This is a genomic window from Cupriavidus basilensis, from assembly GCF_000832305.1.
Taxonomy (GTDB): Bacteria; Pseudomonadota; Gammaproteobacteria; order Burkholderiales; family Burkholderiaceae; genus Cupriavidus; species Cupriavidus basilensis_F.
On record NZ_CP010536.1, the window covers coordinates 3770035 to 3786771 of the forward strand.

Consider the following 16737-nt stretch of genomic DNA (forward strand, 5'->3'; position numbering starts at 1 on the left):
ACATGGAATTCTTCCGCATCCGGCGCGATATTCCGTTCATGAAGCGCGCGTTGATCTTCAACGTGATTTCCTTCCTGACGTTTGCCGCCGCCGTATTCTTCCTGGCGCACAAGGGCCTGCACCTGTCGATCGAGTTCACCGGCGGTACGGTGATGGAGGTCAACTACCAGCAGACGGCCGACCTGGAGCGCATCCGCGGCCAGGTCGGCAAGCTTGGCTACACCGACGTGCAGGTGCAGAACTTTGGCACCTCGCGCGATGTGATGATCCGCCTGCCGCTGCAAAAGGGCCCGGACGGCAAGCCCGTCACCTCGGCCCAGCAAAGCGAGCAGGTCATGACCGCCCTGCAGGCGGCCGCGCCTGACGTCAAGCTTCAGCGTGTGGAGTTCGTCGGCCCGCAGGTGGGCAAGGAACTGGCCACCGACGGGCTGCTGGCGCTGCTGTGCGTGGTGGTCGGCATCGTGATCTACCTGTCGTTCCGCTTCGAGTGGAAGTTCGCGGTGGCCGGCATCATCGCCAACCTGCACGACGTGGTGATCATCCTGGGCTTCTTCGCCTTCTTCCAGTGGGAATTCTCGCTGTCGGTGCTGGCGGCAATCCTGGCGGTGCTGGGTTACTCGGTGAACGAATCGGTGGTGATTTTCGACCGGATTCGCGAGAACTTCCGCAAGTACCGCAAGATGACCACGCACGAGATCATCGATAACGCGATCACCAGCACCATCTCGCGGACCATCATCACCCACGGCTCGACCGAAATGATGGTGCTGTCGATGTTCTTCTTCGGCGGCCCCACCCTGCACTACTTCGCGCTGGCGCTGACCGTCGGCATCTTGTTCGGCATCTACTCCTCGGTGTTCGTCGCCGCTGCGCTGGCCATGTGGCTGGGCGTCAAGCGCGAGGACCTGGTCAAGGGCGAGAAGAAGCCGGGCGACATCGACCGCGAAGACCCGAACTTCGGCGCGCAGGCCTGACGGGCCCGCCGCGGATAGCGCGTCAAGACAACAAGAAAGGGCACCTTCGGGTGCCCTTTCTTGTTCTGCCGTTGCTACTCGGCACGCGCTCGGAACGCGCTCAGAACTGCTCGATCCACACGGCCAGGCGATCCGCAGCAAACTCCGCGGTGCGATCCATGGGGCGGTAGACGATGGAGTCACCCTCCCGCACGGCCTTGAGCGCGCCGCCGGTTTCATCCAGCCACAACAGCCCCGCCAGCCAGGTAGCGTGCTGCGCGGACACTTCCTTATCCACCGGCTCGCCCAGGTACTCGGCAAGCGCGGCGCCCTGGATCCACACCAGGGCATCGCCGTCGCGGCGCACGTTGGCTGCGCCTTGCGTCGCGGCCAGCGTCTCGGCCAGTGCCGCCACCGCATCGCCCACTCCACGGCCGGCGAGCTGCGTGCGCAGCGCGGCGAGCTTGGCCGCCACCGCGTGGCCGAAGGTGCCGCTGCGCCGGCTTTCCGCCGCCACCAGGTCGGCGTAGTCCATCAGCAGCCAGTCCGGCTCGGGATTCTGCACGCCGACCAGCGCGGCCGAGGCCAGGTAGGTGTCCACCGGCTGGAAGCGCTCCGGGCCGATCAGGCTGGCCGACAGCGTGCGGATCAGGCCGATGCGCGCGGCGATGGTCTGCCGCTGCAGCACGCTCAGCTTCTCGCGCAGCAGCTGGTCGCGCTCCTTGCGCAGGCCGGCCATCTCAAGCGCCTGCTTGAGCTCCATGCGCAGCGAGGTGATGTCCCACGGCTTCTTGATATAGCGATGGATCTGCCCCTCGTTGACGGCCGCGACCGTATGCTCGATCTCCGAGTAAGCGGTGGTCAGGATCCGCACGATATACGGATAGCGCTCGCGCGCGTAGCGCAGCAGCTCGTTGCCGTACTCGCCCGGCATGCGCTGGTCGGAGACCAGGACCGCAAGGCTGTCCGCGTGCGCATCCAGCAGCGCCTTGCCCTCTTCGACCGAGCCACCGGTCACGACCGGCGCCAGGGCTCCGATGGCACGCTGGAAATACTTGACGGCCGTCGCCTCGTCATCGACGAACAGAATCGCCGGTGATGGTGCCTGCGTGGCATTCGGTTCGTTCATCGATCACTCCTATGCATTCGACTCTTGGTATTGGGGAAATCCAGCGTCACTGTGGTACCCGCACCGGACGTAGACTCGATCCGGATGCCGCCACCGAAAGACTGCATGACGCGGTTGCAAAAAATCATGCCCAGCCCGTTGCCGCCGGTACTCGCATGGGTGGTGACCGGATCCACCAGAAGGCGCCCCATCACCTCAGGTGGGATGCCCGGGCCGTTGTCGCAGATGCGGATCGCGGCATCGGGCTCGGCCGCCACCACGAAGCGCAGCGAAGGCGAGTCGACGCCGTCGAGCGCTCGAAGCGCATTGGACAACAGCGACGACAGCACCAGCGCGACGCAATTGGGCAGCGTGCGCACGGCAAAGTCGTCATGCATTTCGATCTTTATCCACTCACGCTGCGGCCCGGCGAAGGGGTAGGTGTCGAGCAGCGCGGCGATCAGGCCGCCTGCGGTCACTTCCCGGCTGGCGCCCGCTTGCGTGCTCGGCCGGCTGCCGCTGCTGCGCACCGACTGCAGGAAAGACGAAATCACGGCCAGGCAATACTGCGCGTTGTCATGCATCGACGTGGCCGCCTGGCCAATCTCGCTCTGGCGCAGCGGATTGTATTGCGCCGCGACACGGCTTTCGATACCCCGCGCAAAATTTGCAATCGCCGCCAGCGGCGTGTTCAGTTCATGCGCCAGGAAGGCCAGCGTCTCGTCGATCGCCATCAGGCGCTGATGGCGGATCGAGCGTTCGCGATAGCGCTCGGCGGCAAGCCGCAGCGCTTCGCGCACTTGGCCCAGCTCGATGGGCTTTTCCAGGATGCGGAACACCTCGCCGGTATTGACCGTCCGCAACAGCATGTCCTTGTCCGCGTAGGCGGTCACCAGGATGCGTACGATCTGCGGGTACTCGAGCGCAACCTGGCGCAGCAGGTCGCCCCCATCGCGCCCCGGCATGCGGAAATCCGTCACCAGCACGGCGATGCGCGCGCTCTCCCGGCGCAGGATGCGTACCGCTTCGTCGGCGCTGCTGGCGACCAGCACCTCGTACTCCGTGCCGACCGCGCGGGCGAAGTACTTGCATGCCATTTCCTCGTCATCGACGTAAAGCACGGTAAGCCGTGGTTGACGGGCGTCGCTCATGGCATTCTCAGTCGGCTCGGGGCAGGTCGAAGCTGAACGAGGCCCACTTGCCCAGTTCGCTCTCGGCAAACAGCACGCCGCCGTGACGCTCGATCACCGCGTAGCTGATCGACAGGCCCAGGCCCAGGCCCTGGCCGACTTCACGCGTGGTGAAGAACGGCTCGAACACGCGCGCCAGGTGTTCTTGCGCAATGCCCGGCCCATTGTCCTTCACGGTCACATGCAGCCGGCGCTCCACCCACTTCACGGTGGTATGGATGGCCGGGCCCTGCGTGCCGGCCTTGCGCATGGCCAGCGCTGCGTTGGAGAACAGGTTGATCAGCACACCGATCACTGCGGCTTCGTCGCCCAGCACCAGCGTATCGGTCGGCAGCTCACGCGTGACGGCCACCCCGCGCAGCTCATGCGCGGTCAGCCGGATCGAGGAATCGAGCGCCTTCTCGAACAGGAAGGGCGTGCCCTCCGCTTCGGCGCCGGGCTTGCGATAGGCGAAGGTCTTCAGGTCCGACACGATGTGCTGGATGCGTTGCATTCCCTGCTTGGCGTCGACCAGGCACTCCTGCAGCATCGGTTCGCTCTTGGCCACCGGCTCTTCCAGCGCGACCTCGATCGCCATCAGGCAGAAGTTGACCGGATTGTTGACCTCATGCAGCAGGCCCGCGGCCAGCGTGCCGATGGCGGCCATCTTTTCCTGCTGCAGCATCTGGCCCTTGATGTCGACCAGCTTGCGGTTGATCACTTCGAGTTCACCGTTCTTCTCCGCCACTTCGGCCTTCAGCCGGAACAGCATGAAGCGCGCCCGCTCATTGAAGTAGGTATATACAGCGCTGGCCGCCGCGGCAAACAGCAGGAACAGCGAATTGACGATAAAGGTGCCGGCCGGCTCGATGCCGCCGGAATGCAGCACGCAGGCAAGCAGGTAGAACAGGTAGGACAGGATCCCGAAGACCAGGTTCTGCCACAAGCCGAACGGCAGCGCGATGCCCGACGCGAAGATGGCGAGATTCAGCCCGACGTAATACGGCGACTCCACGCCATCGGTATGCCAGATCATCCACGAGATCATGATCTGCGGCAGCAGCAGCCACGACAAGGTCAGCCACGGCGCAAACCGGCGCCCTGCCGTGCTGTACAACAGCATCACGATGCCGGCGATCAGCAGCGACACCAGCACGCGCGCCACGGCGAAGGGCGCCTGCAACTGCGGATACTGGCCGTAGTCCAGCCCCACGCCGAGCAGCACCAGCACGATGGCGGTATAGGCGCCGCCGCGGCTGAAGGCCAGGCGGAAATCCGCCAGCTCGGTCTGGTAACCCGCGTAAAGTTGATTGGTGCTCATGGCTGGGCCGGCTACTGGCGTTTCAGAGGATGATCGCTTCCGCGAACACATTCACCCCGGTCTGGTCGACATAGAGCTTGTGATCGCGGGATCGTTCGGGCAGCAGCATACTCATCCTGGCCTCGTCGCGATAGATCAGGTACCACTCCAGCAGGTGTTCCATGCCGAATTTCTCCGGATTGGCCGAATGGACGTTGGTTACCAGCAACTGGCCGCCCGGGCGCGTACGCGCGGCAAAATAGCTCAGCAGGCGGGAACACACCTTATCGGACAGGTAGTCGAACAACCCGGCGCAGTACACGGCATCGAACTCGCGCAGCCCGGCATCGTCCGGCGCGATCTTGCGCTTGAGCAGTTCATGCACCGATTGATGCACCATCTCCACCGACACCTTGTGCCCCGCCGACGCGGCCGAGCTCTCGATGGAGGACTTGGTGTAAGCCAGGGTCTCCTCGCTGAAGTCGACCAACTGGAACGACAGTAACTCGGGCTGCGGATACTCGCGCACGAAGCGCTGGATCTCGAAGGCGGGGCCGCAGCCGACATTGAGGATGCGAAACGGCCTGCCGGCCGCGCGAGCGGCATCGGCCTGGCGCGACAGGAAATCGACCAGCAGGTCGATCCGGTTGCGGTGAGCGGTCGCCACCGCCGCCTTGAGGAAGGCCGTATTGACGATCTGGAAGTAGGTGGTCGGGCCCTGCTGCGGATCGTTCAGGATCTGGTTGACCATCTCATAGTCGCCCGCATAGCCCAGCGGCTTGGTGAAGGTGCGGTAGACAAAGGGGGCGCGCAGCAGCAGCGGATGCAGGGCCGATTGCGCGTATGTGCGGTGCACCGGCGCGATCTCCGCCTCCACCTGCTCGGCCTCGCCTTCGAGCCGGTCAAGGTAGGTCTTGACCTTGAGCATGATTGGCGTGGCGAGCTCGTAGAACACGTCTTCGCGCAGCCGTCCGTCGGTCTTGGGCAGGTTCTCGGTCAGGTCGACCTGCTCGACCCAGCGCGAGACTTCCGAGAGAAACGCGCGCATTTCGTTGACCACGATCTGGTAATCGCGCCGGATATTGAAGCGCGCATCCCAGTCGTTGATGAACAGCTCGGCCTCACGCCCGACCGATTTGGGCTCATTGGGCAGGTCGCTCAGCTCGCGCCATTCATCGATCAGCGTCAGCGATACCACCGCGGTGAGGCCGGTGTTCACCAGGCTCATCACCACCGCCTTGCCCAGGTAGGCGTTCTTGCTGCCCATGCGCACACTCAGCTCGCTCAGCACCTCGCTGACCTGGACGATCGAGTATGGATTGTAGATTTCCATCACCAGAGCTTTTCTCTGGAGATTGATAATTGTGCCCCGCACCTGCTCGCCCTGCGAGTTGCGGAAACTAACCACCGGATCGATTTGCGTTTGGGAGTACACGGTATTGCGCCAGAGAAATCCGAAAAACGCTGCCGGCCGCCCAGTTCAACAATGCATCATCGACTGGCCGGGTACAGCTCGTAGGGCGATGGATCGCTACGCTAGGCCAGTATCAGGGGGTACTGCTGGGATACATGTCGGTAATCGGTTGCGGGCATGGGCGTCCTGATGATGGCACGCGCGCGGCTACACCCTGGTAACTGTGACTGAGACTGAAACTGAGTGAGACTGAGTAAGACTGTACTGAGTAGGACTGTAACTGAATCTTAGCGGATCATTGTACTGTGGGCGCCAAGTGCAGACAACATAACCTGCGCAAGCCCGCCCGCCGAGCCGGGAACGACTGGACAGCACCGGAAATAAAGCAAAAGGCCGGGAATGCTCCCGGCCTTTTGCCTTGCTGCTTGCATGCGCGACGCCACGGGGACAAGCCCAGGGCATCGCGAAGCCTGTGCCGTCCGTCCTGGCCGGCCTTTAGTCGACGATCAGTCGGCCTTTATTCCGCCTTTACGCCTTCGACCTGGATCGCCAGCTTGACCTCGGGCTTGAAGCCCATCTTCACGCCATAGTCGATACCGAAATCGGCACGACTGAAGGTGCCCACCGCGTCAGCACCACAGGCTTCGCGCTTGAGCATCGGATGCTGGATGCACTTGAACTCGCGGATCTCCAGCTTGACCGGCTTGGACACGCCGTGCAGGGTCAGCACGCCATCGACTTCGGTCGGCACATCGCCGTTGAACTTGGAGAACTTGCCCTTGTACGTGGCGTCGGGGAAGGCTTCGACGTTGAACATCTCAGGGCCCTTCACGTGCTGGTTCAGCTTGCTGTTGCCGAAGTCGACCGAGGCGGGATCGATCTTGATATCCACCGAGCCGGTCTTCGCGACGCGGTCCAGCGTCACCACGCCGCTCGACTTTTCGAACTTGCCGCGCCACGTCGACAGGCCACCCAGGTGGTCGGTTTCGAAGCTCGGGTACGTGTGGGTGGGGTCGAGGTTGTAGGTCACCGTGTTGGCGGATGCGACGCCGACGGCGGACAGGGCCGCGACAGCGGCGAGGATGGTGCGCAATTTCATGAGAGCTCCCGGCAAAAAGTTGGGGATGAACAGCAAAGGAATGGCAGGGAAGATGGGCGCCGCGCGCTTACTTCTTAGCCAAGGTCACGATACGGAATTTGATCTGGACATCGTCGGCCACTACGGAAGTGTCCTTCCATTCGCCGTCGCCGATGTTGTACACGGTGCGCTTGATCGGCAGCACGCCCTCGAACACCTGCCCACCGGCATCCTGGCGATAGCTTGCCGGAATCACGACGTCCTGGGTCTTGCCCTTGATGGTGAGCTTGCCCGCCACCTCATACTTGCCGGCGGCGCCGGCCTTGATGCTGGTCGACTGGAACACCGCCTTGGGGTACTTGGCGGCGTCGAACCAGTCGCGTCCCTTGACCTCCTTGGTGGTCTCGGCGTCGCCGATCTCGAAGCTGGACACGTCGATCTCGACCTTGGCCGAGGATGTTGCCAGCTTGGCGGGATCGAACGCGACCGTGGCGTCGAACTTCTTGAACTTGCCCTCCATCGGCACGCCGATCTGGCGAGCCGTCGCGGTGACCGAGCTCTTGGCTGCGTCGACCTGGGCCCAGGCGTAGTTGGCTGCGATGCCGGCAGTGGCCAGCGTGGCTGCCATCAGGAGCGCGCTCGGGCGGGGAATGCGTTTCATTAAAAACTCCTGTCGCTAAGAGGGCCTTGCGGCCCTCGGTCATTTGTCGGTTTGCCGATATGCCGGCTTACTTGAGGAACGGCAGCATGCGCGCCAGCGTGCCGTCGCGCTCGATGAACTGATGCTTGATGGCAGCGGCCGCATGCACTACGACGATCACGGCCATCAGGTAGTTCAGCCAGATGTGGACCAGCTTGAGGATTTCCTTGAGCTCATCGTTCCTCTCGATCAGCGCGGGCAGTTGCCAGATGCCGAGGTAGACCACTGGAACCCCTGATGCCGAGCTATACAGGTAGCCCGTGATGGGCACCACCACGATCAGCGCGTAGAGCAGCAGGTGAGCCGCGTGCGCGGCCTTGGCCTGCCAGGCCGGAGTGCCCGCGGCCGGTGCCGGCGCGCGGTGGGTGGCGCGCCACAGCACGCGCAGCACGGCGATGGCAAAGACGGTCACGCCGATCCACTTGTGCCAGGAAAACAGCTTGAGCTTGAGCATCGACAAGCCCGGAATGCTGGTCATGTACAGGCCCAGCCCGAAGGCGGCGAAGATCAGCAGCGCGATGATCCAGTGCAGGCCGATCGCCGTGGCCCCATAGGCTGACGTCGGCTGCGGCGCTACGGCAGCGCCGGCGTGGGCGCCGGCTTTGGCTTGGGAATGCATGGATAAGGACCCCTGCCCTTGTGGGCGTTTCACAATCTTTTACTGAACGGCAATTACTGCTGCTCCTTGAATTCTCGCATTATTGTGCGGCAGGCAGGTTGCGGAACGGTCTGAAATTCATGGAATCATTCAAACCATTTGAAGTGACATTTCGCCGCAGCTGGCAAGCCGTGCCGGCGCGGGCCGCCCATCAACAAAAAAGCCACCCCCGGGGATGGCTCTTTTTGCAACGCGCCGGCCCGCGGGCCGGGAGAATCACACGCGTTCGGCGAGGCTGACGGCGCGGCCGATATAGGTGGCCGGGGTCATTTCCAGCAGCAGCTTCTTGGCGTCGTCGGGAATCGCCAGGCCGCTGATGAAGGTCTGCAGCGCCTCGCGCGAGATGCCCTTGCCGCGCGTCAGCTCCTTGAGCTGCTCGTAGGGATTGGGCACGCCAAAACGGCGCATGACGGTCTGCACCGGCTCGGCCAGCACTTCCCAGCAGTTGTCGAGGTCTTCGTCCAGGCGCTCGGGGTTGGTTTCCAGCTTGCCCAGGCCGCGCAGGCAGGCCTCATAGGCCAGCAGGCTGTAGCCGAAGGCCACGCCCATGTTGCGCAGCACGGTGGAATCGGTCAGGTCGCGCTGCCAGCGCGACAGCGGCAGCTTTTCCGACAGGTGGCGCAGCACCGCGTTGGCCAGGCCCAGGTTGCCTTCCGAGTTCTCGAAATCGATCGGGTTGACCTTGTGCGGCATGGTCGACGAGCCGATTTCGCCAGCCTTGGTGCGCTGCTTGAAGTAGCCCAGCGAGATATAGCCCCAGATGTCGCGGTTCAGGTCGAGCAGGATGGTATTGGCACGGGCGATGGCGTCGAACAGCTCGGCCATGTAATCGTGCGGCTCGATCTGGATGGTGTAGGGGTTGAAGGTCAGGCCCAGGCGCGTTTCGATCACCTGCCTGGAGAAACCTTCCCAGTCGAAGCTGGGGTACGCCGACAGGTGAGCGTTGTAGTTGCCGACCGCGCCGTTCATCTTGCCCAGCAGTTCCACGCGCTGGATGCGCTCGATGGCGCGCGCCAGGCGTGCCGCCACGTTGGCCATTTCCTTGCCCAGCGTGGTCGGGCTGGCCGGCTGGCCGTGGGTGCGCGAGAGCATCGGCTGGCGGGCATTGGCATGCGCCAGCTCCACCAGGCGCGCGTGCACGCGTTGCAGCGTGGGCAGGATCACGCCTTCGCGGGCGCCCTTGAGCATCATGCCGTGCGAGGTGTTGTTGATGTCTTCCGAGGTGCAGGCGAAATGGATGAACTCGCTCGCGGCTTCCAGCTCGGCGTTGCCCTTGACCTGCTCCTTGAGCCAGTACTCCACGGCCTTCACGTCATGGTTGGTGACCGCCTCGATCTCCTTGATGCGCGATGCGTGGGCTTCGGTGAAGTTGTCCACCAGCGCCAGCAGGGCCGCTTCCGAGGCCGGCGAGAACTTCGGCATGTCGGGCAGGCCGGCTTGCGACAGCGCGATCAGCCAGTGCACTTCCACCTTGACGCGGTTGCGCATGAAGGCCGCTTCCGAGAGCCACTCGCGCAGCGCATCGGCCTTGGAGGCGTAGCGGCCGTCGATGGGAGACAGGGCGGTGAGCGGGGAGAGCGAGGAAGAAGACATGCTGGGAGACCGGAGGGATAGAGGGAAGTGGTTACGCAAGCGTCGCCTGGCGGGCAGATTGCGCAGGCAAAATGGCCGGGCGAGGCCCTCGCGGGCCGAAGTGGCCGGTGACAAGGCGGAACCGGTCTAAAGAGGGGAAAAGACACAAAAACAGGTCCAATTCGCCCAAAAAAGAGAACAATTCGGCGCAAAAACCGACTGACGGCACGACGGAAAGCGGGCATTTTACCATCGTGGCCCGCCTTCTGTGGACGCGTTCGCGGGGCCGCGCAGCTCGCGCGTCTCGGCATGACGACACGGCGGGCAGGCGCCGCGCTCGCCCGGCGCATCCCGGACGGGGCACGGGTATACTCGCGCTCGCCGATCCGCTAGCCTGTTATGAAGTGCATCGGGCATGCCGGCCGCGCAAGGCGCGGCCGATGCACTTCATAACAAGCTCGAGGGGAGTCCATGAAGCTGTATGCATCGCAAACCAGCCCTTACGCGCGCAAGGTGCGCGTCGTGATGGCGGAAAAGAAGATCGATTACCAGATGGTCGAGGTTGACGTGTGGTCGCCGGACACCACCATCTCCCAGTTCAATCCGCTGGGCAAGATACCGTGCCTGGTCATGGAAGACGGCGGCGCGATTTTCGACTCGCGCGTGATCGTCGAATACGTCGACACCCTGACGCCCGTCAGCCGCATGATCCCGCAAGGCGCCCGCGAACGCGTCGAGGTACGCTGCTGGGAAGCACTGGCCGACGGCCTGCTCGATGCCGCCCTGCTGGCGCGCCTGGAACACACGCAGCGCGAGCCCGAGCAGCGCAGCGAGCGCTGGGTCCAGCGCCAGCTCGGCAAGATCGACGCGGCGGTGGCCGCCATCGCCGACGGCCTGGCCGACCGGCCCTGGTGCTCGGGCAACCATTACTCGCTGGCCGACGTGGCCGTGGGCTGCGCGTTGTCGTACCTCGACTTCCGCTTCCCGGACATCGCCTGGCGTGAGCGCCACCCGCGCCTCGCCGTGTACCAGGACAAGCTTGCCAAGCGCCAGTCGTTCATCGACACGGAACCGCCGCGCGCCTGAGCCTTGCGTGCGCCTGCTGCCGCGCGAAGATGAAAAAAAACCGGCCATCGAGCCGGTTTTTTTCATCTCATCGCACTCCGCGCGCCTCACCGGATAATGCCGCCACCCAGGCAGACGTCGCCGTCGTACAGCACCGCGGACTGGCCAGGCGTAACCGCCCACTGCGCCTGCGTGAACGTCAGTTGCAGGGCATCGTCTCCCGCCCCCGTCACCGTGCAGGGCGCATCGCTCTGCCGATACCGCGTCTTGGCCGACAGCGTGGCGCCTGCCGCCGGGCCGGTGCCCGCCACCCACGACAGGTCGGCAGCGTCGAGCGTGGGTGTCAGCAGCCACGGATGCTCATGGCCCTGCACCACATACAGCGTGTTGCTGGCCATGTCCTTGCGCGCCACGTACCAGGCGTCGCCATTGCCCGCGCGGCTGCCGCCCAGGCCGATGCCCTTGCGTTGCCCCAGCGTGTAGAACGCCAGACCGATGTGCTGGCCGACTTCCTTGCCGTCCGGCGTCCTCATCGGTCCCGGCTTGGTCGGCAGGTAGCGGTTGAGAAAATCGCGGAACGGCCGCTCGCCGATAAAGCAGATGCCGGTGGAATCCTTTTTCCTGGCATTGGGCAGGCCGATCTCGGCAGCGATCTCGCGCACGCGCGTCTTGGGCATCTCGCCCAGCGGAAACAGCGTGCGCGACAGCTGCGCCTGGTTCAGCCGGTGCAGAAAGTAGCTCTGGTCCTTGGTGTGGTCAAAGGCCTTGAGCAGCTCGAAGCGGCCAGTGCCGGCACCCACATCCGCCCCCGCTTCGCGCACGCGCGCGTAGTGGCCGGTGGCGATGGTGTCCGCGCCCAGCGACATGGCGTGGTCCAGGAAGGCCTTGAACTTGATCTCGGCATTGCACAGCACGTCGGGGTTGGGCGTGCGGCCGGCCGAGTATTCGCGCAGGAAGTCTGCAAAGACACGGTCCTTGTACTCGGCAGCGAAATTCACCGCTTCCACGTCGACGCCGATGAGGTCGGCCACCGAGACCACATCCAGCCAGTCCTGCCGGGTCGAGCAGTACTCGCTGTCGTCGTCGTCTTCCCAGTTCTTCATGAACAGGCCGATCACCTCGTAGCCTTGCTGCTTGAGCAGCCACGCTGTCACCGACGAATCCACGCCACCCGACATGCCCACCACCACGCGCTTGCCCTGGCTCATGACAGCACTCCGCCGCCCACCACGGAAGGATGGGTGTAGAGCGCGTCGAGCGCGAAGCGCTTGCCCGCCAGATAGTCCTCGATGCAGGCCAGCAGCAGCGGCGTGCGATGGCGCTCGGGGCAGGCACGGATTTCGTCGGCGCTCATCCACACGGTGCGCACGATGCCCACGTCGAGCTGGCGCCCGGCATCGAGCGCGCCCAGCTCGCCGGTAAAGGCGAAGCGCACATAGGTAATGTCGCCGCCCGGGCGCGCGGCCGTGCCGGCCGAGTGCGGGCGGGCCATGTAGCAGCCCAGCAGCGCGCGCGGCTCGAACGTGTGCGCGGTTTCTTCCAGCGTTTCGCGGATGACGGCGTGAATCAGGCTCTCGCCCGGGTCGAGATGGCCGGCAGGCTGGTTCAGCCGCAGGCCGTCGGGCGTTTCTTCTTCCACCAGCAGGAAGCGGCCGCCGCGTTCAATTACCGCGGCAACCGTGACGCTGGCCTTCCAGTCGTGTGACATGATGCACAAATTTTAGGCAATCCGGCATTCTACCGGTTGCCGCCCTTTCGCGCATCCAGCGCATCCGGCGCATCCGGCGCCACGCCCGCGCCAACGCTAGGCCGGCAGCAAAGTGCGCTCCACGTCCTCCACCGCCGGCAGCGAAGCGATCACCTGGTCCAGCCGTTCGCGCAGCGCGCGGCTGGCCGGCACCAGTGGCCGCCTGACCTCGGAACTTGCCAGCCCGCACAATGCCAGCGCGGACTTGACCGGTGCGGGATTGGGCTCGGAGAACAGCAGCGAGATCAACGGCGCCAGGCTCGCGAACAGCGCACGCGCTGCGGCAACACGGCCCTGCGCCACCAGTTGCAACAGCCGCACGAACAGATCCGGGCGGATGTGCGCGCAAGCCGGCACCACGCCGCCGCCACCCGCTAGCAGGTGGTCCAGCATGGCCGCATCCTCGCCGCAGAAGACCGCGAGCCGATCGTTGCCGGCCAGGGCGCGAAGCCCCGCCGCGTCACATTCCTTGACCGCGACGACGCGCGGATGCGCGGCCAGCCGCTGCACCAATGCCGGTGACATATTGCAGCCGGTGCGCTTGGGCACGTTGTAGAGCATCAGCGGGCGCCAGGTGGCATCCGCCACGCGCTCGACGTGCCAGGCAATGCCCTCATCGCCGGGCCGCAGGTAGTACGGCGGCGGCACCAGGTAGCCCGCCAGGTCGAAGCGGTCGAGCTGGCGCACCTGCTCGCAAACCACGCGGGTATCCACGCCGCCAACGCCAGCCAGCACTGGCAGCGCACCGTCCACCGCCTCCAGCACCGCGGCGGTAAACATCAGCCGCTCATCCCGCGTGAGCAAGCCGCCCTCCCCGGTCGTGCCCAGGATGACCAGCCCATCCACGCCGCTGGCCACATAGTGCGCGGCCAGCCGCTGCGCGCAGGCCAGGTCCGGCTCGCCGCCCTGCATCGGTGTCACCAGCGGCAGCCACAACGTCGCGCGGCTGTCTTCGCGCAAGCCCGCCATCATCTCAGTGCGCGGCATGGTCTTGTCCTAGCACCGTGGTGGCGCCGAACTCGGCGGCCGGCAGGGCCATCATGATGGCGTGCATGGCAGCGTCGCGGCCGCCGCGCTCGACTTCCACATGCAGCGTGGTCTCGCCATGGCGGTGGTCCACCTCGACCACGTAGATGCGCGCCAGTTGCCCGATCGCGCGATGCAGCGACTGGCGCAGCGCGAAGACCTGGCTCGACGCCACCGCCAGGCGCAGGCGGATCCAGCTGCGCGCGGTGTCCACGCCAAGCGCGGGCGCGACGGCCTGCGCGGCTTGGATGCCGGATGCGTCAAGGCGCGCGGTGCGGGATCCGGTGCGGGTAAGACGACGGCGTGGCACGCAAGCAAAGGCCACGGCAAGGCTCGACTGTCGCATTTGAGCGGGACCCGCGCTGGGCGGGTCGTCTGTTGGAGATGCAACCATGCTATGCATGGCCGCCTCAAGTTGATGCAGTAATCGCCGCCGCCGCCATCAAAATGTCATCAAGATGGCGCGGCATGCTCAGAACGTCTTGGTGAGCGACGCGAAGGCGGCTGCCTTGCCGATATAGCGGCCGGGCACATTGGTGTAGACCGACTTGTTGGCATTGGTGTCGATATAAGCGATCGCCAGCGCAAAACCCTTGCCCAGGTCCTTGGTCAACCCCAGCTTCCAGTCCGTGTACGAGGCGTCCGTGACATTCCTCACCTTCTGGTAGCCGACGTGCGCATTGAGTGTCAGGTCCCAGACGTTCAGCGGCACATTGGCCGACAGGTCTACGTAGTAGCTGTTCTTGCTGTCGTTGAAGCCGAACAGGTTGGTCACCGCGTGCGAGTATTTCAGGAACACCGGGCCGTAGCCGATGCCGCCGTACAGCTCCGTCGTGTACGGGCGTGTGTAGCCGGCCGGATAGTCGCCGGGATAGTAGTACTCCAGCACGCCCACGTCGTAGTTCCATTCGAGCCCGCCCAGCATGATGGTGTTCTTGAAGCCGCCGTAGAAGTCCATCTCGATCGGCGCCGACACCTTGGCGTTGCTGTCGCCAAGCCAGCTGATGCTGGAGTTCCAGTTACCCACGTAAAGGCCGCTCGAATGCGTGTAGTCGAACCCGCCCTGGATCGCCGGGCGGCGGTTGGACTGCATCAAGCCCCGGTAGCGATATTCGCTGGCCAGCGTGACGTTGGCCGTGAAAGTGTGCGGCGACGCGTCGGCTGATGCGGCGGCGGCTGCTGCATCGGGTGTGCCCTGCGCGAAGGCGGCCGGCGTGGCGAGAAGCGTGGCGCAAGACAGGGTGGCGAGACAGGCGTGCGAAACGTTGAAGCGAAGAGCAGTCATGGATAACTTGGCAATGGGAAGAACTTCGATCGGTGGACAGCCACGCATGAGGCGATGGCCGAAGCCACGGCGAGCGTCAGGATGAGAGTGGCCGCGGCGCGACCGGAACAGTACGGGCACGCGCCTAAAATCGGTGTCAAGAAAATACCGGCCCGCCAAGGGATGGCGTAAAAATCGTAAAGGGAGGAACGTCCCGGCATGCCCCGGGATGAACCAACAGGGTCCGAGAGGCGGTGATGCGGTTGCGCAAAAGCCGACCAGCCGGTCACCACATATCTTCAGATTCCTGTAAGCTGCGAAAAAATTGTGCGCTGCGTTCGGCCTGGCCGGGCGCATGGCAGACACAAAGGGCAGACACAAAAGGGCCAAAGACGTCCGCCCGCCTAGCAGATCAGTGGCATTGTCAGAATGAGCCGAAGCGGTTCTGGTCAGGCGCGTTGCCATGTCGTAGCAGTCGTACGACCAGCTCGCGCGCCAACGCCAGAATCATTTTGACAGCGCCTCAAAGACGCCAGCAAAAAGGAGAAATTGACGATGCACATCGGCATCCCGCAGGAGACGCGGGCAGGTGAGACTCGTGTCGCCGCCACCCCGGAGACGGTCAAGAAGTACGTGACCCAGGGCCATCAGGTCATCGTCCAGTCGGGAGCCGGCGTACGCGCCAGCGTGCCGGACTCGGCGTATGAGGCCGTCGGTGCCACCATTGGCACCGCGGCGCAAGCCTTCGGCACGCAGTTGGTGCTCAAGGTCCGCGCCCCCGTCGATGCCGAGCTCGCGCTGATGAAGCCGGGCGCCGTGCTGGTCGGCATGCTCAATCCCTTCGACGCAGAGAACAACGCGCGCATGGCGAGCGCCACGCTGACCGCCTTCGCGCTGGAAGCCGCGCCGCGCACCACGCGCGCGCAGAGCATGGATGTGCTCTCTTCCCAGGCCAATATCGCCGGCTACAAGGCCGTACTGGTCGCCGCGCATCATTACCAGCGTTTCATGCCCATGCTGATGACCGCCGCCGGCACCGTCAAGGCGGCCCGCGTGCTGATCCTCGGCGCCGGCGTGGCGGGCCTGCAGGCCATCGCCACCGCCAAGCGGCTGGGCGCGGTCATCGAAGCCTCCGACGTGCGTCCCGCCGTCAAGGAACAGATCGAATCGCTGGGCGCCAAATTCCTCGATGTGCCCTTCGTCACCGACGAAGAGCGCGAGATCGCGCAGGGGGTGGGCGGCTATGCCCGCCCCATGCCGCCCGACTGGATGCGACGCCAGGCCGAACTGGTGCACGAGCGCGCCAAGGCCGCCGACATCGTCATCACTACCGCGCTGATCCCGGGCCGCCAGGCGCCGGTGCTGCTCAAGGAAGAAACGGTGCAGGCGATGAAGCCGGGCTCGGTGGTGGTCGACCTGGCCGCGGCGCAGGGCGGCAACTGCCCGCTGACGGTCGCTGACGAAGTGGTGGAACGCCACGGCGTCACGCTGATCGGGCACACCAACCTGGCCAGCATGGTGGCGGCCGACGCGTCGGCGCTATATGCGCGCAACGTGCTCGACTTCCTCAAGCTCGTCATCGACAAGGAAGGCCAGTTCACGCTGAACCTGGAGGACGATATCGTCGCCGCCTGCCTGATGTGCAAGGACGGCCAGGTGGTCCGCGGCGCTTCCTGAAGCGGC

General features: G+C 64.7%; 16 protein-coding genes. 3 read left to right on the plus strand and 13 right to left on the minus strand.

Annotated elements, in window-relative coordinates:
* The first annotated feature begins 2 nt into the window (after positions 1–2).
* Entirely contained in the window at positions 3–974 is a 972-nt protein-coding gene (secF, locus tag RR42_RS17415) for a protein translocase subunit SecF (RefSeq protein ID WP_043349492.1), read from the plus strand.
* Between the two features lie 100 nt (positions 975–1074).
* Here the strand turns inward: secF and RR42_RS17420 are convergent, their stop codons facing one another.
* The 8 genes from RR42_RS17420 to purB form a co-directional block, all read right to left on the minus strand.
* Entirely contained in the window at positions 1075–2082 is a 1008-nt protein-coding gene (locus RR42_RS17420) for a response regulator (protein ID WP_043349493.1), read from the minus strand.
* Positions 2079–3212, minus strand: a complete 1134-nt coding sequence (locus RR42_RS17425) for a hybrid sensor histidine kinase/response regulator (protein WP_043349496.1) — start codon at positions 3210–3212, stop codon at positions 2079–2081. Before RR42_RS17425 ends, RR42_RS17420 begins: the two co-directional genes overlap by 4 nt.
* 7 nt (positions 3213–3219) lie before the next feature.
* Positions 3220–4551, minus strand: a complete 1332-nt coding sequence (locus RR42_RS17430; protein WP_043349497.1) for a sensor histidine kinase — start codon at positions 4549–4551, stop codon at positions 3220–3222.
* Between the two features lie 22 nt (positions 4552–4573).
* Complete coding sequence (locus RR42_RS17435; RefSeq protein WP_043349499.1) at positions 4574–5965, minus strand: class I SAM-dependent methyltransferase; 1392 nt, start codon at positions 5963–5965, stop codon at positions 4574–4576.
* Between the two features lie 496 nt (positions 5966–6461).
* Positions 6462–7043 (minus strand): YceI family protein, encoded by a 582-nt coding sequence (locus RR42_RS17440; protein ID WP_043349501.1) that lies wholly within the window; start codon positions 7041–7043, stop codon positions 6462–6464.
* 67 nt (positions 7044–7110) lie between these two features.
* Positions 7111–7683 carry a YceI family protein gene (locus RR42_RS17445; protein WP_043349502.1) on the minus strand — a complete coding sequence of 191 codons (573 nt, stop codon included), beginning with the start codon at positions 7681–7683 and terminating at the stop codon, positions 7111–7113.
* 67 nt (positions 7684–7750) lie between these two features.
* On the minus strand, positions 7751–8341 hold the full coding sequence (locus RR42_RS17450) for a cytochrome b (RefSeq protein ID WP_043349506.1): 591 nt from the start codon (positions 8339–8341) through the stop codon (positions 7751–7753).
* Positions 8342–8596: 255 nt separating this feature from the next.
* Positions 8597–9973, minus strand: a complete 1377-nt coding sequence (gene purB, locus RR42_RS17455) for an adenylosuccinate lyase (RefSeq protein WP_043349510.1) — start codon at positions 9971–9973, stop codon at positions 8597–8599.
* 450 nt (positions 9974–10423) lie between these two features.
* On the opposite strand from purB, the gene RR42_RS17460 reads away from it, so the two are divergent.
* On the plus strand, positions 10424–11038 hold the full coding sequence (locus RR42_RS17460) for a glutathione S-transferase family protein (RefSeq protein WP_043349513.1): 615 nt from the start codon (positions 10424–10426) through the stop codon (positions 11036–11038).
* A gap of 86 nt (positions 11039–11124) precedes the next feature.
* Here RR42_RS17460 and mnmA read toward each other — a convergent pair whose 3' ends face one another.
* The 5 genes from mnmA to RR42_RS17485 all read right to left on the minus strand — a co-directional run bounded on the left by mnmA (position 11125) and on the right by RR42_RS17485 (position 15075).
* Positions 11125–12225, minus strand: a complete 1101-nt coding sequence (mnmA, locus tag RR42_RS17465; RefSeq protein ID WP_043349515.1) for a tRNA 2-thiouridine(34) synthase MnmA — start codon at positions 12223–12225, stop codon at positions 11125–11127.
* Positions 12222–12725 (minus strand): NUDIX hydrolase, encoded by a 504-nt coding sequence (locus tag RR42_RS17470; protein WP_173430690.1) that lies wholly within the window; start codon positions 12723–12725, stop codon positions 12222–12224. The genes mnmA and RR42_RS17470 overlap by 4 nt, the downstream gene beginning before the upstream one ends.
* Before the next feature lie 96 nt (positions 12726–12821).
* Complete coding sequence (dapA, locus tag RR42_RS17475) at positions 12822–13751, minus strand: 4-hydroxy-tetrahydrodipicolinate synthase (RefSeq protein ID WP_082054929.1); 930 nt, start codon at positions 13749–13751, stop codon at positions 12822–12824.
* Positions 13738–14136, minus strand: a complete 399-nt coding sequence (locus RR42_RS17480) for a hypothetical protein (protein WP_043349522.1) — start codon at positions 14134–14136, stop codon at positions 13738–13740. Before RR42_RS17480 ends, dapA begins: the two co-directional genes overlap by 14 nt.
* 126 nt (positions 14137–14262) lie before the next feature.
* Entirely contained in the window at positions 14263–15075 is an 813-nt protein-coding gene (locus RR42_RS17485; RefSeq protein WP_043349524.1) for a TorF family putative porin, read from the minus strand.
* Between the two features lie 534 nt (positions 15076–15609).
* Between RR42_RS17485 and RR42_RS17490 the strand changes: the two genes are divergently transcribed.
* On the plus strand, positions 15610–16731 hold the full coding sequence (locus RR42_RS17490; protein ID WP_043349527.1) for a Re/Si-specific NAD(P)(+) transhydrogenase subunit alpha: 1122 nt from the start codon (positions 15610–15612) through the stop codon (positions 16729–16731).
* Positions 16732–16737: the final 6 nt, after the last annotated feature.